The organism is Adhaeretor mobilis, assembly GCF_007741515.1.
Taxonomy (GTDB): Bacteria; Planctomycetota; Planctomycetia; order Pirellulales; family Lacipirellulaceae; genus Adhaeretor; species Adhaeretor mobilis.
In genome coordinates this window covers 5,059,838-5,082,008 of record NZ_CP036263.1, presented here as the reverse complement: position 1 = coordinate 5,082,008, position 22,171 = coordinate 5,059,838, and the positions used below count along the sequence as shown (strand labels likewise).

Genomic DNA, 22,171 nt, shown 5'->3' with positions numbered 1-22,171 from the left:
TGTTATTGAACCACAGAGATCACGGAGGAACACGGAGTTCTTTTCTAACCTTGCTGCCGCCCTGCGTGATTAGCGCGACGAAAACTCTAATGCAATGCTCAGCATTGAGACTGGACCGAAAATTTGATGAAAATCGCTTGACCGTAGCAGTATCTAAGCTCGCAGCATCAAGAATAAACTTCGCTTAACAAATGTTTCTCTATGTTCCTCCGTGACCTCTGTGGTTCAAATCATTGTGGTATCCATGCCGTAACTGTGCGTTGCTTGTTTCGGCCTACAAGACTCATCCTGTTAATCCTGTCTATCATCTGCCTATGCTAGAACGCACTATCATTTATGGCCTCGACGACAAGCCGCCTTTTGCTCGGTCGGTGGTGTTGGGGTTGCAGCATGTACTGACAATGTTTGGGTCGACTGTCGCGGTGCCATTGATTTTTGGTCCCGTGTTGTGGCCAATGCCAGAGGGGCTTTCGGCGGAGTTAACGACGCAGCTCACTGAGATGCAACTCACCAACACGGCGCTACTCATTTCGAGCGTCATGTTGTGTAGCGGCGTGGCGACACTCTTGCAGTCTACATTTGGTTCGCGATTGCCAATTATCCAGGGTGTTTCGTTCTCGTTCTTAGCAGCGTTCTTCGCGATCATTGCCGACGTACACCAGCAGGCAGGACTTGATTGGAGTAGCGTAGCCGCTGGCAGTGCATCCGACGAAGACATAACCGCGATTGTCGATCAGTGGCAGGCCGCCGGTTCCTCGGGCATGCAAACCATCGCCGGAGCGATCATCTTCGGCGGCATCTTGGAGGCGATTGTTGGCTTCACGGGTCTCATGGGGTACGTGCGCCGGATGCTCTCCCCCGTAGTGATCGGGCCGGTGATCATGTTGATTGGATTGGCGCTCTATCAGTTCGGTGCACCAGTAGCGGCGACGCACTGGCCGATATCGTTGCTGACGATGTTTTTAATCGTGCTGTTTTCGCTCGTGCTTTCCAAGCAAGTCCGCTTCTTCCAACTTTTTCCCATGCTCTCGGCCATTGGTATTAGCGTGAGTGTATGTGCTGTGCTGACGAGTCAGGGAATTTTTCAACCGGGCAACGCTGCCTATATTGATACTTCTGCTGTTAGCCGTTCCGACTGGTTCCGCACGACGACAGTTTTCTTCCCGTGGGGCTTTCCTAAGCTGGCGACCAGCGCAGTGGTGGCAGTGCTGGCTGGGTACTTGGCATCGATGATCGAATCGTTCGGCGATTACCATGCTTGTAAAAACATGGCCGGCGGTGGCGATCCTACCCCAAAGGAAATCTCGCGAGGTATTGGGTTTGAAGGCGTTGGGTGCTCGCTCACCGGGGTGCTGGGTGGGTTCAGTAGTACCAGCTATTCAGAGAACATCGGGCTCGTAGGACTGACTAAAGTGGGTAGTCGCTACGTCGTGCAAATCGGAGCCGTGGTACTGATCTTGCTGGGACTGTTCGGCAAATTTGGCGCACTGGCCTCAGCAATTCCTAAGCCAGTGGTGGGCGGTTTGTATTGCGCGTTGTTTGGCCTCATTGCCGCGGTGGGCGTTCGACAATTCGCCAAGGCCGATCTAAACAGCGATCGCAACTTGTTCATCGGCGGCTTCGCGCTGTTCATGGGATTAAGCGTGCCGTTTTACTTTGATTTTGGCACAGGTAAGGCCGACCTCGCTTGGCTTGCCAATGTGGGCGGATCGGGAGAAGATGGGGGTGCCAACGCTTTTGGGAACGGTCTCTACGGCGTAGCGATTGCGATTGGCTCCACTGGAATGGCAGTGGCTGCGATCCTGGGCATCCTATTGGATAACCTTGTGCCAGGCACCAAGGAAGAGAGGGGACTTAGTGATACGGGACCGGGTATACTGGTACCTGAAGCGGGTGATGTTGATATTGAACCTACTAACTAGTGAACCACAAAGAGCACAAAGTCCCTCCACTAAGAACTAGAAGCAGTTCTTCTTTGTGTCCTTCGTGCACTTTGTGGCTAAATCTTTTAGTTGAAGATAGCGAGTGACACAAATGACAACGAAAGCACAAATGCAACTCCCCATCATCGACCACCAGCCCACGCCTTACGACGGCCTTTCGCGTGATGAAGTGATTGCACTGCGCAAGCAGTACGTGTCGCCGGGGGTTATTACGTACTATCGTGAGCCGATGATGGTCGTCGAAGGGCATATGCAGTACGTGTGGGACGACCAAGGAACGCGCTATCTGGATGCATTCGCGGGTATTGTGACGGTCAGCGTGGGGCATTGCCATCCGAAGATCGTCGAGAAGGTGAAAGAGCAGACAGGCAAGCTACAGCACACCACGACTATTTACTTGCACCCGACGATTGCGCAATTCGCGGAGAAACTCGCGGAGAAAATGCCCGACGGACTCACTCGCTCCTACTTCACTAACAGTGGCAGCGAAGCCAACGAGGTGGCGATTCTTTCCGCACGCGAGCATACCGGCAACACGCAGGTCATCGGCTTGCGCAACGGGTATCATGGGGGTACCGCGACCACGATGGGGCTCACAGCGCACGGTTCGTGGAAGTTTAAATCGAACAACGCCCCGGGTATTGTTCACACGCACGCAGGCTACTGCTATCGCTGTCCATATGGCTTAGAGTACCCGAGCTGCGATCTAAAATGCGCACACGACGTGAAGGAAGTAATCGAGTACCAAACCTCTGGCGAGGTGGCGTGTTTTATTGGCGAGCCGATCCAAGGCGTTGGAGGCGCGGTTGTGCCGCCGAAGGAATACTTCCAGATCGTCTACGACATCGTACGCCAGCACGGCGGGATTTGCATTGCCGACGAAGTGCAGGGCGGTTTTGGACGTACCGGTAAGCATTTCTGGTCGCACCAGAATTACGATGTCGTACCCGATGCGATCACCATGGCCAAAGGAATTGGCAACGGCATCCCGTTGGGCGCGTTTACAACGACCGAGGAAATCTCCGAAGTGATGACCAACAAGATTCACTTCAATACCTACGGCGGCAATCCGATTAGTATGACACAAGGCTTGGCGACTCTCGAAGTGATCGAGGAGGACGGCATTCAACAGAATGCGCTCGAAGTCGGCAACCACCTGAAGGACGGCTTCCTCGCGCTGCAAGAAAAACACGACATCATCGGCGACGTGCGCGGCATGGGGCTCATGCTCGGCGTGGAGCTCGTGCGCGACCGCAAAACGAAAGAACCGGCCAACACCGAAGCGTCCGACGTGATGGAAGCAATGAAACAGCGCGGCGTGCTGCTCGGCAAAGGCGGGCTCTATGGAAACACGCTGCGAATCAAACCGCCGATGTGTATTACTAAGGACGATGCTAATTATTTGCTAGCGATGTTGGATGAAGTGCTTGGGGAATGACCGGATTGCCGGATCGTGCGGGATTAACAGGATCGCTTGGAAGGGGTTCAAATTGATGCAGCACGGTGATCTGGCAGAGAAGGTGATTGGCTGTGCTTATAAGGTGTACAATTCTCTAGGTGCGGGATTTCTCGAGTCAGTCTATGAAACGCATTGCTCATCGAGCTTCGCGAAGTAGGACTGCAAGCGATCCCACAGGTGAAGTTAGATGTTATTTACCGAGGGCACACGGTTGGTTATTTCTACGCAGATATCATTGTCAACAATCAGCTCATCCTTGAGTTAAAAGCCGCAGAAGCATTGAGTCAGTCTCACGAAGTGCAGTTGGTAAACTACTTAGTAGCCACTAGTAAAGAAGTAGGGCTCCTCATCAACTTTGGGTCAACAGGTGTGAATGTTCGCAGGGAGGTTCGCGACCTGAAGTCCCTCCCAGCTCGGTAGTTAAGAAAATCCAGTCAATCCCGAAAATCCCGTAATCCGGTCAATCACCATGCCTACTCTAGAAACTACCGTCGATGGTCTGAAACTTCCTAATCCTTTCGTCATCGGTTCGGGCCCTCCCGGGACGAATGCGAACGTGATTGGCAAGGCATTTGATGAAGGTTGGGGCGCGGTCATCTGTAAGACCGTCAGCCTTGATGCTGAGAAGGTAGTCAATGTGCAGCCGCGGTATGTGCGATTGCGCAGTCGTGAATCGAACGAAATTTATGGCTGGGAGAACATCGAGCTAATTTCCGACCGTTCGTTCGACACTTGGATTGATGAGTTCAAGCAGATCAAGGATAAGTATCCTGAGGGCGTGCTCATCGCTTCGATCATGGAGGAGTACAACAAGGACGCTTGGCAAGAGATCGTGGGACGCTGCGAAGAGGCGGGGGTCGATTCGTTTGAGTTGAATATGAGCTGCCCACACGGTTTACCAGAGCGGCGTATGGGCGCGGCGATGGGCGAGAACGCGGACATCCTCGAAGAAGTGTGCGGCTGGGTGATGGAAGTCGCTAAGAAGCCGGTCTGGGCAAAGCTCACTCCGAACGTAACGCACATCGAAGACCCCACGCGGGCCGCTCTAAAAGCTGGCTGCCAAGGTGTGGCGGCGATCAATACGATTCGCAGCGTTGTGGGGGTGGACCTGGAAACGCTTCGCCCAGAGCCAAGCGTCGAGGGGTACACGACCCCGGGTGGTTATTCTTGCCAGGCAGTCATGCCGATTGCACTTCGCATGTGCATGGAAATCTCCACGTGCATCGACAAGGAATTCCCCGGTCGCACGCTCTCAGGCATTGGTGGCGTAGAAACGGGCAACGATGCGGCACAGTTTATTCTGCTGGGTGCCGACACGGTGCAAGTTTGCACCGGTGTCATGAAGATGGGCTACCGCTGCGTGGCAGAGATGAAGGACCAACTGCTCGCCTTCATGGAGAAGCACAAGTTTGAAACGCTCGAAGACTTCAAAGGACACAGCTTGCAGTTCTTCACGACCCATGCGGATCTTGTGAAACGCCAAGCCGAGGCGCGAGCTGCGAAGAAGGCAGCCCATGAGAAAGAGAAGATGATCAAGGAAGACGCCGAGTGGGATGGCGACGACTTTGTCGAGCAGAGCGACGCGTTGGCGCGGGGCTGAGTAGAGCCTTTATGGCGTTATGGGTAGAGAGATTAGAGGCCGGATCAAGCAACTCGCGGTTCGGCCAGGATTCTCAAGGGCGCTCACGCGTTGTTTGCAATGAACACCAAGCCGTGCAGGACGTGCCTTATACTAAACTACGACAAAAGTTATTGGATTATGGGCAGATGCCTGCCCCCTCCGTCAAGCTGGAGCACAGCTTGAGCAGCATTAGATGAACCGATTTACTCTCTTTCACGTTACAATCATGAAAAACTCAATCGCAATATTGGCAGCCTTACTGCTTGCGTTTGCCAATTTCGCCGAGGCCCAGACCACTCCCAAGACGCTGGAGGCCGACATTGTCATCTATGGAGGAACTTCAGCTGCGGTCATTGCAGCGGTGCAAGCAAAGAAGTTGGACAAGTCTGTGGTGATTATCTCACCCGACAAGCATCTGGGGGGACTCTCATCCGGAGGACTTGGCTGGACCGACTCAGGAAATAAATCCGTCATCGGGGGACTCTCCCGAGAGTTCTACGAACGGATTTTTAACTACTACGACAAGCCAGAAACATGGAAATGGCAGGACAGGTCTGACTACAGCTTTCGGGGGCGTGTCATGCCGCCTTCCGATAGTAAAGACCGCAGCATGTGGATCTTTGAACCACATATTGCGGAACAAGTATTCGAGGACCTAGTCGCCGAATACGAAATCCCTGTCTACAGGGACGAATGGCTAGATCGAGAGAATGGAGTCAAGAAGGAGGATGGCCACATCACTTCGATAACAACTCTCAGCGATAAAACCATTCAGGGCAAGGTCTTCATCGACGCTACCTATGAAGGGGATTTAATGGCAGCGGCAGGTGCAAGTTATCACGTCGGCCGAGAGGCAAACCGTGTTTACGATGAGAGTTGGAACGGCATTCAGGTGGGGGTCCTACACCACCAGCATCATTTCGGCGAACTCCAGGTATCGCCCTATAAAACTCCAGGAGATCCCAATAGCGGCGTATTGCCCAAAGTTTCTACGGCAGATCCAGGCAAGAAAGGAGAGGGTGACAAGCGCGTGCAGGCCTACTGTTTCCGCATGTGTCTGACCGATCATCCGGAAAACCGCGTCCCGTTCCCGAAGCCCGAAGGTTACGATCCTGCCCAGTACGAGCTGCTACTGCGCATCTTTGAGGCGGGTCTCGATCCGATGTACGTCTTTAAGAAATTCGACCTGATCCCGAACCGAAAGACCGACACCAACAACCACGGGCCGTTCAGTTTTGACAATATTGGAATGAACTGGGACTATCCCGAAGCCAGCTACGAGCGCAGGAGCGAAATTATCAAGGAACACGAGACTTACCAGCAGGGTCTGCTCTACTTCATCTGTACCGATCCAAGAGTGCCAAAAGAACTTCAAGACCGCATGAATGCGTGGGGCTTGGCGAAAGACGAGTTCATTGACAATGGCAACTGGCCTCATCAGATCTACGTTCGCGAAGCACGACGCATGATCGGCGAGTACGTGACCACAGAAAACGATGTGCAGGGCAAACGTCAGCCGCCGAGTCCCATTGGGATGGGGTCGTATACGATGGACTCGCACAATGTACAGCGTTACATCAAACCGAATGGGTACGTCCAAAACGAAGGAGACATCGGCGTCCCTCCAAGGCAGCCTTACCAGATCGCTTACGGTTCGCTCGTCCCCAAAAAGGAAGAATGCACTAATCTAATGGTCCCAGTGTGTCTCTCCAGTTCGCACATCGCGTTCGGATCCATCCGCATGGAGCCTGTTTTCATGGTGCTCGGACAGAGCGCTGCGACCGCTGCCTCATTGGCGATTGATCACCAAGTTTCCGTTCAAGACATACCCTACGCCAAACTACGCCATCAATTGCTAGCTGACGGCCAAGTGCTAGAACGCCCTTCGAAGCCTAAATAGCAGCTGTGCGTGATTCGTCATCACCACAACTCAGCTTCGACGATTGGCGAGCTACGATTCCAGCGTCGGTGATCACTCACCCTAGTTGGAAACGTTGACCAATCAAACGTGACACCAGTGGGTGGTGTCAATTTGAGTCGGCACGAATTCTCGGGACTATGTCAGTGTCCGTGCCGCGGACCACAGTTCCGGGGAAGGTCTTTAACTTCACTGACGATGCGACAGCTCAGCTTTTTGAGCAGTCTCAGCGTGTGCGTTCCGCTAAACACATCTTCTAGTTCTCGCGCGTTCGGGTCAAGCTGCTGGTTTTCTCACTCAGGAAACCAGCGATGGCGAACAAGCAGCGAGACCCCGCGAAAGAAGCATCTTGGCGTAAGACGCTACAGCGATTTTCAACCAGCGGCCTGAGCGTTCGCGAGTTCTGTCGGCGCGAGCAGGTGACTGAATCTGCGTTCTACGCCTGGCGACGGACGGTTGCAGAACGTGATGGCACTCGAAAGCCGACTTCCAAGACACTCGCCTTCGTTCCGGCGGTGATCAGCGACGAGCCAGGCCCCGAATCGCCGTTCGTGATAAAACAGGCGGGTGACCTAGAGCTTCGCCTTCCGCCAGCGACTACCGCCGAGCGGATCGCGGAACTGGTTCACACCCCCCGATCACGAGACACGCAATGATTGCCGCCAACCTGCAAGACGTGCAAGTGTGGATCGCAACCACGCCGGTCGATATGCGGAAGTCGTTCGACGGGTTGGCGGAGGTCGTCCGCTCTTTCCTTGGGCACGATCCGCTCTCCGGGAGCCTGTTTGTGTTCCGCAACAAAGGCGGTCACTTAGTGAAAGTTCTGTGGTGGGACCGCGACGGCTTGGCGATTTACTACAAGCGATTGGAGCGTGGCGAGTTTCAGTTCCCACGTACGGGCAAACCGGTCGTCGAGGTCAGTTGCGATCAGCTCTTGCGATTGCTTTCTGGCATGAGTGTCGCGCAGCGCAAGTGTGTGAACATTCTTGAGAACTTGTCCTGCGTGTCCTGCCTCATGCTTTACAACGGGCTGCATGACGGTTGCCATGGAAGAACTGCCAAACGATGTGGATGCGTTGAAGCAATTTATTGCTGAACAGCATTGGCAGCATACTTCTGAGATCGAGCATCTTAAAGAGGAGCAGCAAGCCGCCATTGATGAAGCGGTGAAGGCTGCCGTCGCTGCGATCTTGCGTCGCTACTATGGTCCTCCTTCTGAGAAGTTCGACCCGCGGCAACTCTGGCTGTTCGGGCAACGCATCGATAGAGCCAACCTCGATCAGGCGAGCGTCGAAGACGAGTCGGGCGAACCGCTCGTCACTCGTCGGGTCAAGAACCGCGACTAGCACGGTCGCCAGCAACTGCCCGAGCATCTAGAGCGAATTGAGATCGAACACGATCTCGACAGTAAAGCGTGCCCAGCTTGCGGGAACGAGCGTTGCCGGATCGGTGCCGAGATCAGTGAGCAACTCGAATACTTCCCGGCCAGCTTCAAAGTTCTCAAGCACATTCGCCACAAGTACGCCTGCTGGGCGCATGCGCGGCGAAAGTTCTACTACGCGCAGGACTCTGGCGAGCAGCGCTCCTTGATAATGCTTGCGCTCGTTGGGCAGTTGTATGCCATCGAGCGTGAAGGGAAAGACACAGATAATGAAACGCGAATAGCGTTACGTCAGGATCGCAGCGTGCCGATACTCGTGCAGATCAAGTTGTGGCTCGACAGTGAACAAGAAGTTGTGCTGCCCCGCAGCCCGATGGCCACTGCGATCACCTACGCCTAGAACCAGTGGCAGGCGCTCAACACCTTTACCACGCAGGGCTACCTCAACATCGACAACAACGCTAGTGAGCGGGCGCTCAAGCGAGTCGCAATCGGCCGCAAGAACTGGCTATTCGCCGGCAACGACACAGCGGCAGAGAATCACGTCCGGCTGTGGAGCCTCATCGCCAGCTGCGAACGCCACAAGATCGATCCGCAACGTTATCTCATCAGCGTGCTGGCGAAAATTGGGGCGACGCCACGTGAGAAGCTTGGGCAGTTCTTGCCCGACGTGTGGAAGGCCGAGGATGCGGCTGAGTCTATGGTGAATTGACAACAGAGCTTCACGCTTCTTCATTCTCAACGGCTTTGATAGTTGCGGCACCTGTCTCGGTAATCACATACTTGTTCTGTGGGGTTGCTGGTCGTTGTTCAATCAATCCGTCTACTTCAAGCGAACGAAGAACATCCATAAGTGTTAACCCATCCGGAAAGTCTCGCGGATTAACAACGCGATCAAGTTGGTACCAGCCCCACTCACCATCGTACCTTTCAATTGATCGCAACAGCTTTATTTGAACGTTGTTCATTTTAATTCCTCTCGCATCAATTAAACAGATGCCAAGTATCGGGATGGTAAGGCGTGCGGTTTCCATTCGCATCGAAGTCTGGCAACCGGTAGTCCTCAAGTGTGCCCGTGTGTGCGTTATTCCACAAGTCATAGTCATTACCTGCACCAGTACGGTGACCGAGACGGCGATATCTCACGGATTCACGCAGTTCATGGATGTAGAAATTACGATCGTATCGTGTCGGACTTAGTTTGCCATCTGCAATGTCTCGTAAACGCTGGGTCATCACTTGATTCGGACCATCAGGGCCAAACCGAGCGAGATGGCGCTCGGCGTAACCGACGCCGCGATGAGTGACCTTGATGCGGTCCGTGGTTAAATCGCGAATTGCACCGCCTGCATTCGCTGGATCGAAGTCTCGGCCGCTGACTGGCCCACGACCGCCAAGGGGGCGGTTCGCGGATCGGACACGTCCGGGAACGCGTGATGGAGGTCAGCTTTTAGAGCACTGCCAGTTCTAGGCAGTCCCTGAATGGGGTTCGCGGAACGCACACAATGACATCGTGAACCTGCACCAGACCCTACAGCGTGACGCCATAATGAACACCCAGTCGAAAGCGGAATCGCTTTGGGGTAAATTCATAGTAGGTGGACTAAAGAAGCGAACCAAGAAGAATAAAACCCGTCGCAAATTGCGTAACTGGGATTTTGATATACGACTTCAGGGCGTGGTACGACCCTCACATGCTTTCTCTAACACGTAGTACCTTATTGCTTTCCGGCGGAAGCATCCGGGTTGTGCAGTCGCACCAGTAGCCATTGTTCGGTACGGTCTTTGCCGAAGTGGATTAGAATCGGCGCCTCGTCTTTGGTGAGGTTGTAAATCCCCGTTTCGACAACTACTTCAGGATGATCGCCGACGGTAAAGGCGACCTTCTGAGTTTCCTTATCGACCGCACCTTGGATAACTTCGTTCTTGTCTGTTTCTGAATCGGTCGAGTTACCGCGAATGACCCCTTCCTTGTTAACAGCCAGTTGGATGGTTACGTCTGACTTAGGATTGTCGGGCTTGGTCAACGCGAATACACCCAAAGGCAACCAGTCCCCGTCCTCCGGAGCGTTTGCCTTTGCTCCGTCTTCAGCAATATCAGCAGCTTGATTGTAATATTCTTCCGAGGTCCCTACATCGTTGCCGTCCATGTAGACGTTGTTGTCTTGGTAGGTGATATTGTTGCCGTAGTCATAGTAAACCGGAGGCACATCACTGTAGCCGCAATAGGACGAGGCTGTGGTCCAAGTGCATGGATTCCATACAGCATTGGCGGCCCATCCGGCGGCAAACCAAGCGCCCGGATAATTGGCATGCCAACCCCGGTTATAAATTCCCCAACGGTTGTAGTTGGTTCGTACGGCAGCGGCGGCTGTGTAACGTCCCGAGGGTGTGACTCGAGCAAAGCCGGCGGCGACGCCCGCAGGGCCGGCAACGATGCCACCGGCTGCCGCGCGACCACCAGGACCAACTGCTGCCCGGCCAGCGGCAACTTGCCCGCCAGGTCCTACGCCTACGCCTCGAACCGCCTTGCCACCCGCTGCGCCCTGGACTCCACCGACGGCACCAACTCCGCCATTCGGACCGACGCCCACGCCTCGAGCCGCCTTACCACCCGCTGCACCCTGGACTCCACCGACGGTACCAACTCCGCCATTCGGACCGACGCCTACCGCCCGTCCCACTGTATTGCCCCTGCTACCAGTTATTGTTGCGCCTCCGACTTGACCGCCGCGCGGACCGGTTGTCGAGCCATGGTTCACTTCAAAGTTGCCGCCGCCTGCTGGCAACTGACTCGGCGCTGATCTCCCACTGGTGGCAAAACTATGCAGACCTTCATCCGATGGCATTTTTAAAAAACTACTCAGCTGGCTGCTGCTGGGTCGGCTGAAATTTCTTTGCGAGGTGTTTCCACGTGCCATGCCGCCAGCTGCTCCCGCAGTACCAGCTCCGCCGACTCTGGCGCGGCCGCTACCTGCTCCTGACGCACCAAGTCCGCCGACTGCAGCTCGACCGCCAGCCGCGCCCGATGTGCCATATCCGCCGATTCCGGCACGACTAGCACTACCGCTATAAGCACCGGGGCTACGAGCGTTTCCGGTGAAGCCAGCTCCGCCCATTCCGCTCGGCATGCGTCCACCCCCACTGAATCCGCCGCCCCCACTAAATCCTCCGCTGCGACTTCCGCCCCCACTGAAACCACCGGCGCGACCACCGCCGCCACTAAATCCTCCACGGCCGCCCCCACCACCGCGACCCCCGCGGGCACAGCAGTCCTCCAACGGTAGGCTGAATGCCAAGCTGACTACGAAGAGCGTAAATAAGAATTGTCGGACCATCATTAAAGCTCACGAATTGAAAGTGTTCTGGATATTTGGCTGTTCTATTGATTCACTGGCAGACGTTTCAAGATCACCTCATCGGTATCCGGATAGGCAACACCGCCCATGGTTCTGTCGACTGATTGCCACACGTAGGCTTTATCATCCAGGCGCTTGAGTATGTTAGTCGATGAGGTCGACATGCCATCGCCCGTCATCCCTTGCATCTGTGCTGACCAACCACCCTCGGTCGGGGTCCAAGCACCAACAGCATGGCCGCCATCAGCACTAAAAGTCCAGGATTGCACATAACCGCCTTGCGGATTCCAACCGATCAACTGCACGCCCGAGGTTTGTGTCCCATCTAAGCGAGTGACCTTAAAATCTCGTTGGACAAAGCTCTGGTCACTGACCCAACGGCAGACGGACTTGTGCTTGTTTCCGCGGTCTTCGGCAACCCAAGTCCCCACCAGCCAATCAAGATCCGCAAGGTTTTGCTGCGCAACCAAGCTCTCTATCAACTCGACGCGTACTGAAGCCATATGCCATTTTCCGTCGACCTTGGCGTGCACGACGGTGTAGTCACTAATTCCCGCAGCACCGTCCGCTGCTGCCTCATTGGCGGTGTGCCCGTCTTCGATAGCCACATCGTTACTCAACAACCGCAAGGAGCCGATCATGATCTGAATTTTAGCTTTGCCGTTGTCGGCAAAAAACTCGGCGTAGCCTTTCTCGATCGCCTCGCGGCCAACGAAGCTACGTCCGGTATCGTCAACGTACTCGCCGTCTTCAGTCCACAATGCCGCGACCGCTTGGGCGTCCCCTTTGTTGAAGGCTTCAACAAATGCCTGCGCCCCGGCGCGAAGCGCGGCAAATTCCTTATCCTGAGCTTCGGTAGACTCAGGCGACTGTACTATTGACGGTCGTTTTGTCTCCTGAGCTTCGCACGCTCCCAAAGACGCAATCGATAGCGCAATGCAACACAAAGCACGACAAACATCAATTCTCATAACTTGCATCCCCAGTCAGTGTAGAAAAGTCGCATCGTTAGGAAAGAATTCGAGCAGTCTGAAGAACAACAATAGTCCGTGTCACACGCCTTGTCCTGTAATGCTACATGTACATCATGAAACTAACGGACCTGGCCCAATGCCGGTACGCTTCAACTAATCGCCGATGCGTCTATCGCAATTTCGATGTCCCCAATGTTACCCCCGCCGACCGAAAATGGCGATAGTCGGCAACTTTTTTTGGGAGGAATTGTCTCTGTCGCCTTCGCACGCCAGCGCATCGATGGGCACACATCCCTGGTAAGAACAATCCGCCACATTCACAGACGGCACACTTATGACTAGCATCGAAACTTGCGTTCCAAAGCTAGATCTAACTCTACCGTACCCATTGCACTCAACCACAATTCCGCCATTTCCGCCAACTTGAACATCGACCCAATAAGTCGTTTCGGCCGGTCACAGGATCGGTCCTAAGGTTGCCAGCGTATTGTTCCAGAGTCGGGTGGTAACTGACCACGACTCCACGACCTCTCGAGTCACGGGTCGGGATCTGGAAATGTATTCCTGCTGGCGGGCTCGAACTTCCGTGGTGAGTTTCGGGTCGTACAACAGGATGTTGTTTTCGTAGTTTAAGTCAAAGCTGCGCCGGTCCATATTGGCCGAACCGATCAGCGTTATTTCGCCGTCCAGCGTGAGCGACTTGGTGTGCAGCAAACCTCCGACGTATTCGTGGATCTCCACACCTGCTTCCAACAGGGCCGCGTAGTAGCTGCGACTGGCAGCACCCACGATCCACGAGTCGTTTTTGGCAGGAAAGATGATCGTGGTTTTAACACCCCGCCAGGCCGCTGCACAAAGCGCATTCTGCATGGACTCATCGGGCACATAATACGGTGTAGAAATTGTCAATTCACGGCGAGCCGCGTGAAACAGCGACTCAAACATCTCGGGCATAGCTGTGTAGCGTACTGTAGGCCCTGTGCCAATGACCTGGGCCGGGAAACCTGATGGCGGCGTTGCAATCGGCGATCGCAGCAGATCTCCGATGTCTTCGTTCGTGTAACTCATCCAGTCGCTGGCAAACAGATGTTGGTTCTGCCGGACAATGGGGCCCTCGAATCGAACCACGGCATCTACCCAGGGAGCATATTTTGCCTTGACCAAGAACTCGGGGTCAGCACAGTTTTGGCTACCACAGTAAGTGATACGCCCATCGATCACCAGAATCTTACGGTGGTTTCGGAGATCGATGCGACCCCGCAAGAGTAGTAATAGTGGATTGCCAATGGGCAGCGCGCTGGCTACCCGAACCCCGGCCTCCCGCATTTCTTTCCAATGTCGCGAACGAATCATGGTCCGAGAGCCTAGGTCATCTGCCATGGCACGACATACGACGCCTCGTCCCGCCGCACGTTTCAGGGCTTCGACCATCTTCATGCCGTTGCGATCGGGTAGCCAGATATAGAATAGTAAGTGCACGTGGTCGGTGGCACTGTCGATATCCGCCACCATTGCATCAATGGCGGCATTCGAGTCAGCCATCAGCTGTGCCGAGTTGCCTGCGATCGCTTCAAAACCGCTGATCGACTGACCGGTGCGGAAGAGATGCTCGTACCGCTTGGGCACAGTGGCTAGGGCATTCTCTTCCTCGCCCGAGCTAGCAATCACCCTTGAGGGCAAATGCTGAATGACTTGCCTCATTCGCTCCACTCGGTGTCGACCGATGTTGGTCTCACCAAACAAAAGGTAGACCAACATTCCCAGGAATGGCACCGCTGCAATGACAGCGATCCAAGCAATTCGCGATGCGGGCTCGCGATGCGGCCGAGTCATCACACGTATGATCAGTACAAGTTCTACCAGCAGGTGAACGACTACACCGACGATGGTTAGGCTCATGCTAGTACCTCAAGAGTTATACCAAGTGTGTTTATCGAGATGTTTACTCAATAGGACTGCATCCCAGTTTGCCTCGATTTGTTTCGGGTAGCGGGGTCGCCAGTCTTCAGTTGATGACAGAGTAACTTCTGTCTGTCGACTCGGGTTACAGACCCCGCTCGAACAATGAGCTGCAACGAACTAGTAGGTTGCGCTGAGCTACGTGTTGGAGCAGTAGGCAGTTGAACTGCCGCTGCATAGGGAACCAGTCTCTTATGATTAATGTAGTAGGATCTTAACAGCCCAGCCAGCCTCGCTCAGTTGTTGAGACACAGCGAGCAGACGGACGCTTTTCGATAAGCTACAACACGAACGCCTCGCGTTCGCCATCGCAGACCCTTGGCCTTCGAACAAGCTGGCTAATTCTTGAGACTGCTTCAGTCGTCGGATTCATCATCCATTTTCAACTTGCAGTAGCATGAGCGATCAATCTTCACATCAGTGCGTTGGGTGGCGATTGTGAATTGCTCGCGGCATTGCGCCAGTTCCTCGGTCTTGCCCTGTTTTTCAAGACACTCCGCCAGGCCATGCAGCGCCCAGGCGTTCTTGGGATGCCGCCGCAAATCTTCGCGATAGACTGCTTCGGCTTCCTCATAATGCTCTTGTTCGAGCAGTAGCGCTCCGAGCGCGTGGCGCGCGGGCTGCATCCACCCCCAAGGTTCGTCGTAGTTGAGCGCATCATCACGGCGGATTGCTTCGCGGAGGTGCTCAAAGGCAACATCGAATTCACCTCGTCGATAGGCAATCTCCCCGGCTATCATCTCCTCGGCGACTCCGAGAATGTTAATCGAGGGATTTTGAAAGAGGAAACTTGTCTCGGGGACTTGCTCCAAGGCTTCCTCAAACGAGTCCTGCTCGACTTCAGCCTGATCGATTCGCTCCGTGGCGGCATAGGCAAGCGCGCGGGCGTAGTGCCAGATGCTGCGGGACATCGGTAGATAGTCGGCCGGTTCTGGCTGCTTGAGTATTTCTTCCCAGCGGCCAAATCGTACGAGCACATGCAAATCGGTCGGCATGAAGGCGTCCAAGAAGTCGACCTGTTCGAGAAGCATCGGTTCGGGGACTTGCTCCTTGATCGCTTGCGCGGCCTGGAGAGCCAATTCGCTTTGGCCATCGAACATCGCGCCGTAGACCAAGAAGTGATAGTTGTGAATCCGATACAACGAGTAGAAATTCAGCGGCCCCTCGCGGCTCAGGAATTTTTTGTCCGCTTCAATTGCCTTGAGATTCTCAGCAATTACCTTCTCGTAGTCGCCTAACCAAATATCGATATGTGTGGGCATGTGCAACAGGTGCCCCTGGTCCGGCAGTGCGTCGCGCAGGTGATTCGCGGCCTGTAGCGCTTTCTCGGGCGTTGGGGAAGCTTCCATCGCATGGATGTAGAAGTGGCAGAGCGACGGGTACTTGGGCGAACGTTTCATGCCTGCTTCCAATACTTCGACAATTTCCGACGTGTGCGCTCCCGGCTTGCCATCGGGAGCCCAGTGCAACCACGGTTGCAAGTTCATCAGGGATTCCGCGAACAGAGTTGCTACCAGCGGGTCGTTACCGTGCTGCTGGTAAACGGTACGCATCGCATCGGCGTACGCCTGATTAAGTGGATCACGATCCTCCGGCACGTGTGTTGCGTAGCGTGAGGCCATCGCTTCGATCAGCGCTTTCTCCAAATCGGTGCAATGCGTTGAATGCAGCCGTGCCAAACGTACGGCCAGTGTTGCTTGCGCAATTTGCGCGGGCTCGATCAACATGTTATTGATATTCGGCCCCCAGGCATAAGCAAGGCCCCAATACGCCATCGCGTTGCCAGGGTCGGCAGCGAGAGATTTCTCGAAACAGCGTACTGCTTCCTCATGGTTGAAGCCGTAGCACATCGCCAAACCGCGGTCGAACCACGTTTGCGACGCTTCCGAGTCAGTGGTCACTGGGTAGTGAACCCCACCAAGGTCGTAGTACGGGGCGTCAGTATTGTGCTGCGATTGCTGAGCTTGGAGAGATCCAGCGGCAATTACCGCGAGGCCGAGCCCAAGTACTGCATAGCGTTTCATCTTTGTGATCCCCATTTGCTGCTGATGATTACCTGATCCGAGATCCTCCGGTTGCGATTGCCTGGAACCAACCCAGACTCGCATGTCGCCTATTGTAACAGAATGAGCCCCCCCCCCCCATGAGTAGCACATGACAACATTTCCTGTTCGTTGGCTATCATACCCATTTTCTGACTTTTACCGCCCATAACAAGATTCAAGCTTCTGAGCCGCACATTCCCAACCTTTCTGAGCAGATATTACTCCCAGTATCGAATGTAAAAGCAATCCAAATTACTACACACGACACTGAGCGATCACCGCTGGCGGCAGAGTGAGCCGTTCAATGTGGTCGAGAATTGCCTCGAACAATCTCCGAGTGATAGCCACTTCGGCAAGTTGAAACGCACGTATATTGCATGCAGGGTAACCTTCACCGCAATCTTCACCAGCTTCTTGCTTAGCGTGGTCGGCGACTAGTGCTTCACCTCATGGCACAAGAAATTGGAGATGTCCAAGTGGCCATACCTGGCGATCACCGGCAATAGCACTCGCCGCCACTCGCTCGGTGTCGGTAGTGAGCTGACTTACCAGGAACTTGACGTTCAGGCGGCGCTCGTAACCGACCCGTAAACCCACGTTTTGGCAATCACTCATTAGGTCCTCCTGCCATGATGGCTCGAATTGGCAGAACCCCTTGCTACCCCAGGGAATATCCCGAATTGCGTGCCATAGTTCGGGAAGTCATCTGGGAAATCCGGGGACGAGTATTGGCCCAGTTCGTGCGGCATAACTCTCCTAATCGGCCCGACCCGAATAAGTCCATCACTTAGTGGGGTAAAACTCTCCATTTATCTCGCCTATGCGCTCAAACTCGGTCGATCCCATCGGTAAAGATTTCCCTAATCATCGCTAGAATCAGTCTGACTCCAACTAAGGGTCCAAAATGTCTTGCCCACGGCGCCCAATTGCCCGACGACTCATATTTTCATTGGCGGTTGCTATCGCCTCTTTGATTCAGCAAGACGTCTCGGCCCAATCCTTTGGCGTGGAATTGCACGCCGCGATGATGCCGGCCTCTGGTGGCATGGGGGGGGTAAGCGTCGCTCGGCCCCAAGACGTCCAGTCAGCCTTTACCGGTAATCCTGCCACGCTCACACAATTTCGCGGCACACAGTTCAGCTTTGGCAGCGGCTGGGTGGAACCTACTATCAACGTGGACAATGACGCGAATTTACCCTTGGCAAGCATCTCACCCTACGAAGCCAAGTCCGGATCGCCTGGAAACGCCTTGGCCAATATTGCTGTGACGCAAGACTTCTCCGCGCTCGGATTGCCAGTCACTTGGGGTGCTGCATTCATTAGCGGTGCCGGCCTGGGTGTGAAGTATTTCGACGCGCCCGAAAGCAATGGCTCCGCGGCAAGTTTACTTGCACTGCACGTCGCCTCCGGTGTCGGCGTGCAGGTCAGCGACCGTTTGTCGGTCGGCGCGCAACTCTACGTGACGACGGGTATCCTGGATGGGCCTTTTTCCGGTCTCGGCTCCGCCACAACGGCCTATGGGTTACGCGGCCTGTTTGGCGCTACCTATCAAGCGACCGACCATACGACGCTTGGTTGCTACTGGATGACTAAAGAGAGTTTTCGCTTCGAAGACGCCGTGCGCCTCAGTCTTGGCGGCGGCGCTTTTTCCACTGCGCAAGATATCCAACTGGACTTGCCCGAAACGTTCGGCTGGGGCATTGCCAACGATCGACTCATGGGTGGACGTCTGCTGTTGGCCAGCGATATCCTCTACAAACGATATTCTGAGTCGGATTTCTTCAGAGCCATTTGGGAAGACCAGTTCGTCTTGCAAACCGGAGCTCAATACTCCCTCACACAGAACATCCGCATCCGCCTGGGGTACACATTTGCTGAATACAACATGCTGGATGCGCCATCGCTGGTTGTGGGAGGCGTGATTCCACCTGATGGGCTACCGGCGATTCAGTATCTGCAATCCCAGTTCCCTTCGATCAACGAACACCGCCTCTCTGCCGGTTTCGGCATCCGTGACTTCTTGCCGGGCGTCGACTTCGACGTGAATGCCGGTGGCATGTTCTTCACGGAAGATCAATTCGGCCAATCCGCCGCCAATGTTGAGTCGTATTGGGTGGCAGGTGGGCTTACCTGGCGATTTGGTCGCGGATCGTCCGAGCGAGCGGCTGCCCCGAACAGTTGGTGCAAGGACTGCGTTCTTGGCTCTGATCGCCGCTAAGGACGTCTGCGAATTGACTGGGGCAGCGAGATCCCTCAGGTGGTATGGTCGCAGCATGCTTCATTCTTGTAGTCAAACATGTGTTGTCCGGTTGTCGTGAATACTCTTCTTGGCCGCCATAATGGTGGTCCTGAATGGACGGACAGGTGATTCTCTTCATTTTGTGAATGGCAGTTGAAACTGCCATCGCTTTCATTAATACATCTCGCTCTCGCTCGACGCGACGCAGATCGAGTCCTAGCTCATGAACGCGTGCTTCTATGGTGCCTGCCGCTGTGCCACTCTGGGAGAGTTGTTCTCGCTTCCAGCGGTAGAGTAGGTTGGTACCGGTGAGCCCCCACTGACTTGGTCGTGTGACCGTCCAGCAGCACCTGGACCGCTTCCTGGTTGAACTCCTGAGAACAGGCACGGCATCCTGACTTCGGGGATTGTACCTTCTTGCGGGGCGCGACGGCTGTCCTTTCTGTCCCCATTTTAAGCTCCCCACCTGTCCGTCAATTTAGGACCACCTCATTCATGCTGCTGTGCAGGCTTGGTGGAATGAGTTATGTGCACATTCGTTGACAGATAGAGAGGCATTATCTTGCGGTCGTAAACAACTTCCCCAAACAACGCCTTCGATCCAGTCTTGGATTTGTCAATTTCAATGGTATAGCCATCCTCAAACGGCAGAACTTCTGATGCTGTCCAACGGGACTCCCGAAAGTCTCTTGATATCGATTCTGCGGTCCACAAGTGGCATTTCACTGGGGGGATATCCGACTTGATAGAAAGGACCACCTTATCGCCCTTTTCGCGGAAAGACCAAGACAAATCCGGAAGTTCGTCTCCACCACTTGTCTGCTCATGCAGCGCCAAGACTCCACCTAGTACGCGAGGCATGTCTTTCAGGCCGTGCCCGTTGTTTGGCACATAGAGAATATGCTTCGGCCCAAGAAGTTCTGGCCAATACAGGTTGAGGGAATCAAGAGTCCAATAGGGGTCGTTTGTGCCCAGGACGATGAGCTTAGGGATTTTGAGCGAATCCTTGTAGGCCAGGGGGTCGACGATCGTTAGGAGTTCCTTTCCCTCACTAGATTCTATTCTTTCAAAAATCTTCCTTTGAGTGTAATCATGAATCATTGGAGAGAACTCTCCCCAGGTTGCTTGCTGATGCTTTAGTTGACTCCTCATGTTCAGCATGTCGATGACCATCGGAGCGATGGCAGTTACGCGAGGATCCGTTGCGCCTGTGAGCCATGTGGTCCAACCTCGCTTGGATCCCCCCGTCACGGTAAAGGTTTCAATCGAGAGAGACCATTCCTCCTCACAAAACGCTTGGATGGCATCCATGCCTCTCACAGCACTTTTTACCATGGGTAAGAGCAGGGGCCACTCCGGCTCTCTGGTATCAAGGAATTGCTCAAAGGTGAAGGAGATGATTTCGTCCTCTACCATTCCATCGAAAATAGGTTGCTGAGGAACCTGAAGGAGCACAGCAACGGGAGAATTAAGCTGTCGTGCAAAAGCTGCAAACAGTAATGCCTCTTTGCCTGGGGCACTATCATAGGAGGGATCTGCGAACTCTTCTTTCCATCTACCACCAGCAATGACTAGCAGTGCGTTTGTACTCTTTGCTACCTTGCCGGGGTTGAGGATGAACAAGCGATGTTTCCAGACAATATCCCGCCAAGTTTGTGAGGTAAGAATAAGCTCAACGTATTCGACGCCAGCAATCTTGCCTTCACGGACTTTTTCCCATGTGTAACTGAGGTCCTCTTTTAATAGATAGTCACGCAGTGGACTAGATACCTGCTCGACGACCTGGCTATCAAACGTTGCAGTACTATCTTCTGCCACCGAAGGGTGTTCTGCAGATTGAACGCAAGCCAGGGCACACGTCATCATGACCAAGATTCGTTGCATCGCACAATTTCATTGTGAAGGTGAGGGGATGGACTTTAGTAACGATTGCGATCAAGAGTGACTTTATCGTACCAGTTCAAAACACGAACACTCTACGCTGCATTCTTGGGTAAAGCAACGGTAGTGCTGTAAATCGCTTTTTGATTTACGAGTTAGCTTCCGCGGTTAGGTACCGCTTTCCTGTGCGCCATTCTTAATCAGTTTCGACGAGTACTGCTGAGGCAAGCCTCAGCAGTGACGCCTCGTTCGGGAACAGCGTGGCAACGCGTGTTCGCAGAGTGATTTCTTTGTTGAGTCTTTCGCAGACGTTGCTCGTCCTGGGGCGTTTGAGATGTGCGGCCGGCAGGTGAAACACAGCGAGCCCTTCAGGTACGTTGTCTTCCATCCACTCGGCCAACTTCGGGGCCGCCTGGCGGTGCTTGTCGGCTGCCATCTGCAAGAGACGATCCGCTTCCCCGCGGTCCGCCGCATTGAAGAGGTTTATCAAGTCTTGAGCCACTTCGCCCTTGAGGGCTTGTTGGGGCAGGTAGCTCTGAGCATTTTGTTGCTGTTTTGCCGCTCTCAGCAGCAAAGGCCCCGGTTTATCTCAGTGCTAATTATAGAACTAATGTTACGCTACCGACATCGAGCTGCCAGGCGACCGAGTTGAGTGCTTTGCTCGACGATTGGTTCGGCATGCGTAACGCTCAACTCCGCACGGCGAGCGAGCAGGCAGCGGCGATTGTCTGTTATCGGCGTCAAAGTTCCGTGCCGATCGTCAGGTCGGTGGTTAGCGACGGCGCCGGCCAGTTCAAGCTGCTCACGGACAAACTCGGTTTGTGTTGGCCCTGTATATTTGCAAGAGTCGCTGCAGGGCGACATTACAAAAAACGTTCACTAACGGTGGGTCGCCATGCGGAGGCGCTGGAAGCGTTCCGGGAAGCGTATAGGAACTACTATGGAGGGTTGCAAGACTATCGCGCGGGACCAACCGTGGAATTGGCGGCCCATCTGCGAGTGGAATTCGACAAGCTGTTCTCGATTCGCACCAGATACGAGGCGCTCGATGATCGAATTGCCAAGACGCAGTCGAAGCGAGACGAGTTGCTGATGGTTATATCGGAGTCTTCGGTCCCGCTGCACAACGACGCCTCGGAATTAGGCGCTCGGGTGAGTGCGCGCCGTCGCGACGTGAGCTTACATAGCGTGAGCATCCGCAGAACCCGTGCGATGAACGTCTTCACTACGATCGTGCAGACGTCGAAAAAACTCGGCCGCAGCGCCTTAGAATATCTCCGCGACCGGCTCAGCGGTACCTGCGAACCGCCGTCGCTCTCGCAATCCATCCAACGAACCGCCCGATCCTCCGGTGCTAGCGATTGAGAGGATGCGATGCACAATCGCAATGTT

At 54.4% G+C, this 22,171-nt stretch carries 19 protein-coding genes and 2 pseudogenes; 13 read left to right on the top strand and 8 right to left on the bottom strand.

Features of this window, described 5'->3' with window-relative positions:
• Positions 1 to 314: 314 nt before the first annotated feature.
• From HG15A2_RS20065 to HG15A2_RS25210, 10 genes and pseudogenes are all read left to right on the top strand, one after another.
• Positions 315 to 1,922 (top strand): uracil-xanthine permease family protein, encoded by a 1,608-nt coding sequence (locus HG15A2_RS20065; RefSeq protein WP_145062660.1) that lies wholly within the window; start codon positions 315 to 317, stop codon positions 1,920 to 1,922.
• A 112-nt stretch (positions 1,923 to 2,034) separates the two neighbouring features.
• Positions 2,035 to 3,381 carry an aspartate aminotransferase family protein gene (locus HG15A2_RS20060; protein ID WP_145062658.1) on the top strand — a complete coding sequence of 449 codons (1,347 nt, stop codon included), beginning with the start codon at positions 2,035 to 2,037 and terminating at the stop codon, positions 3,379 to 3,381.
• A pseudogene (locus HG15A2_RS25215) lies at positions 3,362 to 3,822 on the top strand (GxxExxY protein). Before HG15A2_RS20060 ends, HG15A2_RS25215 begins: the two are co-directional and overlap by 20 nt.
• Positions 3,823 to 3,871: 49 nt before the next feature.
• Positions 3,872 to 5,002 carry an NAD-dependent dihydropyrimidine dehydrogenase subunit PreA gene (gene preA / locus HG15A2_RS20050; RefSeq protein ID WP_145062656.1) on the top strand — a complete coding sequence of 377 codons (1,131 nt, stop codon included), beginning with the start codon at positions 3,872 to 3,874 and terminating at the stop codon, positions 5,000 to 5,002.
• A gap of 247 nt (positions 5,003 to 5,249) precedes the next feature.
• The gene (locus tag HG15A2_RS20045; protein WP_145062654.1) at positions 5,250 to 6,923 is read left to right on the top strand and encodes an FAD-dependent oxidoreductase; all 1,674 of its coding nucleotides are present in this window, start codon (positions 5,250 to 5,252) and stop codon (positions 6,921 to 6,923) included.
• Between the two features lie 329 nt (positions 6,924 to 7,252).
• Positions 7,253 to 7,597 carry an IS66 family insertion sequence element accessory protein TnpA gene (gene tnpA, locus HG15A2_RS20040; protein WP_145062652.1) on the top strand — a complete coding sequence of 115 codons (345 nt, stop codon included), beginning with the start codon at positions 7,253 to 7,255 and terminating at the stop codon, positions 7,595 to 7,597.
• Positions 7,594 to 8,037 (top strand): IS66 family insertion sequence element accessory protein TnpB, encoded by a 444-nt coding sequence (gene tnpB / locus HG15A2_RS20035; RefSeq protein WP_145062650.1) that lies wholly within the window; start codon positions 7,594 to 7,596, stop codon positions 8,035 to 8,037. The genes tnpA and tnpB overlap by 4 nt, the downstream gene beginning before the upstream one ends.
• On the top strand, positions 7,988 to 8,287 hold the full coding sequence (locus tag HG15A2_RS20030) for a hypothetical protein (protein ID WP_145062648.1): 300 nt from the start codon (positions 7,988 to 7,990) through the stop codon (positions 8,285 to 8,287). The genes tnpB and HG15A2_RS20030 overlap by 50 nt, the downstream gene beginning before the upstream one ends.
• Positions 8,288 to 8,302: 15 nt before the next feature.
• Positions 8,303 to 8,800 (top strand): annotated as a pseudogene (locus tag HG15A2_RS20025) (IS66 family transposase); the annotation flags it as partial.
• Between the two features lie 12 nt (positions 8,801 to 8,812).
• Entirely contained in the window at positions 8,813 to 9,034 is a 222-nt protein-coding gene (locus HG15A2_RS25210; protein ID WP_391483928.1) for a transposase domain-containing protein, read from the top strand.
• A gap of 10 nt (positions 9,035 to 9,044) precedes the next feature.
• Here the strand turns inward: HG15A2_RS25210 and HG15A2_RS20010 are convergent, their stop codons facing one another.
• From HG15A2_RS20010 to HG15A2_RS19985, 6 genes are all read right to left on the bottom strand, one after another.
• Positions 9,045 to 9,290 (bottom strand): hypothetical protein, encoded by a 246-nt coding sequence (locus HG15A2_RS20010; protein WP_145062642.1) that lies wholly within the window; start codon positions 9,288 to 9,290, stop codon positions 9,045 to 9,047.
• A 16-nt stretch (positions 9,291 to 9,306) separates the two neighbouring features.
• Entirely contained in the window at positions 9,307 to 9,558 is a 252-nt protein-coding gene (locus HG15A2_RS24265) for a hypothetical protein (protein WP_218932126.1), read from the bottom strand.
• A gap of 482 nt (positions 9,559 to 10,040) precedes the next feature.
• A complete protein-coding gene (locus HG15A2_RS24885) occupies positions 10,041 to 11,663 on the bottom strand; it encodes a protocadherin (RefSeq protein ID WP_261342139.1) in 1,623 nt (540 codons plus the stop codon).
• Positions 11,664 to 11,704: 41 nt separating this feature from the next.
• Positions 11,705 to 12,652: a YybH family protein gene (locus tag HG15A2_RS19995; RefSeq protein ID WP_218932125.1), complete on the bottom strand. Its 948-nt coding sequence runs from the start codon at positions 12,650 to 12,652 to the stop codon at positions 11,705 to 11,707.
• Positions 12,653 to 13,111: 459 nt separating this feature from the next.
• Positions 13,112 to 14,554, bottom strand: a complete 1,443-nt coding sequence (gene cls / locus HG15A2_RS19990) for a cardiolipin synthase (protein WP_145062636.1) — start codon at positions 14,552 to 14,554, stop codon at positions 13,112 to 13,114.
• A gap of 416 nt (positions 14,555 to 14,970) precedes the next feature.
• Positions 14,971 to 16,638: a tetratricopeptide repeat protein gene (locus HG15A2_RS19985; RefSeq protein WP_145062634.1), complete on the bottom strand. Its 1,668-nt coding sequence runs from the start codon at positions 16,636 to 16,638 to the stop codon at positions 14,971 to 14,973.
• 489 nt (positions 16,639 to 17,127) lie between these two features.
• On the opposite strand from HG15A2_RS19985, the gene HG15A2_RS24880 reads away from it, so the two are divergent.
• Both HG15A2_RS24880 and HG15A2_RS19980 read left to right on the top strand, forming a co-directional pair.
• Positions 17,128 to 17,250 carry a hypothetical protein gene (locus HG15A2_RS24880; protein WP_261342138.1) on the top strand — a complete coding sequence of 41 codons (123 nt, stop codon included), beginning with the start codon at positions 17,128 to 17,130 and terminating at the stop codon, positions 17,248 to 17,250.
• A 313-nt stretch (positions 17,251 to 17,563) separates the two neighbouring features.
• Positions 17,564 to 18,877, top strand: coding sequence for an OmpP1/FadL family transporter (locus tag HG15A2_RS19980; protein WP_145062632.1), 1,314 nt, complete (start codon positions 17,564 to 17,566; stop codon positions 18,875 to 18,877).
• 510 nt (positions 18,878 to 19,387) lie between these two features.
• Here the strand turns inward: HG15A2_RS19980 and HG15A2_RS19970 are convergent.
• Together HG15A2_RS19970 and HG15A2_RS19965 are read right to left on the bottom strand one after the other, a co-directional pair.
• The gene (locus tag HG15A2_RS19970; RefSeq protein WP_218932124.1) at positions 19,388 to 20,716 is read right to left on the bottom strand and encodes a PhoPQ-activated pathogenicity-related family protein; all 1,329 of its coding nucleotides are present in this window, start codon (positions 20,714 to 20,716) and stop codon (positions 19,388 to 19,390) included.
• Between the two features lie 259 nt (positions 20,717 to 20,975).
• Complete coding sequence (locus HG15A2_RS19965; protein WP_145062628.1) at positions 20,976 to 21,353, bottom strand: transposase; 378 nt, start codon at positions 21,351 to 21,353, stop codon at positions 20,976 to 20,978.
• Between the two features lie 104 nt (positions 21,354 to 21,457).
• Here HG15A2_RS19965 and HG15A2_RS19960 point away from each other — a divergent pair, with 104 nt between their 5' ends.
• Positions 21,458 to 22,144 (top strand): hypothetical protein, encoded by a 687-nt coding sequence (locus tag HG15A2_RS19960; RefSeq protein WP_145062626.1) that lies wholly within the window; start codon positions 21,458 to 21,460, stop codon positions 22,142 to 22,144.
• Positions 22,145 to 22,171 lie beyond the last annotated feature (27 nt).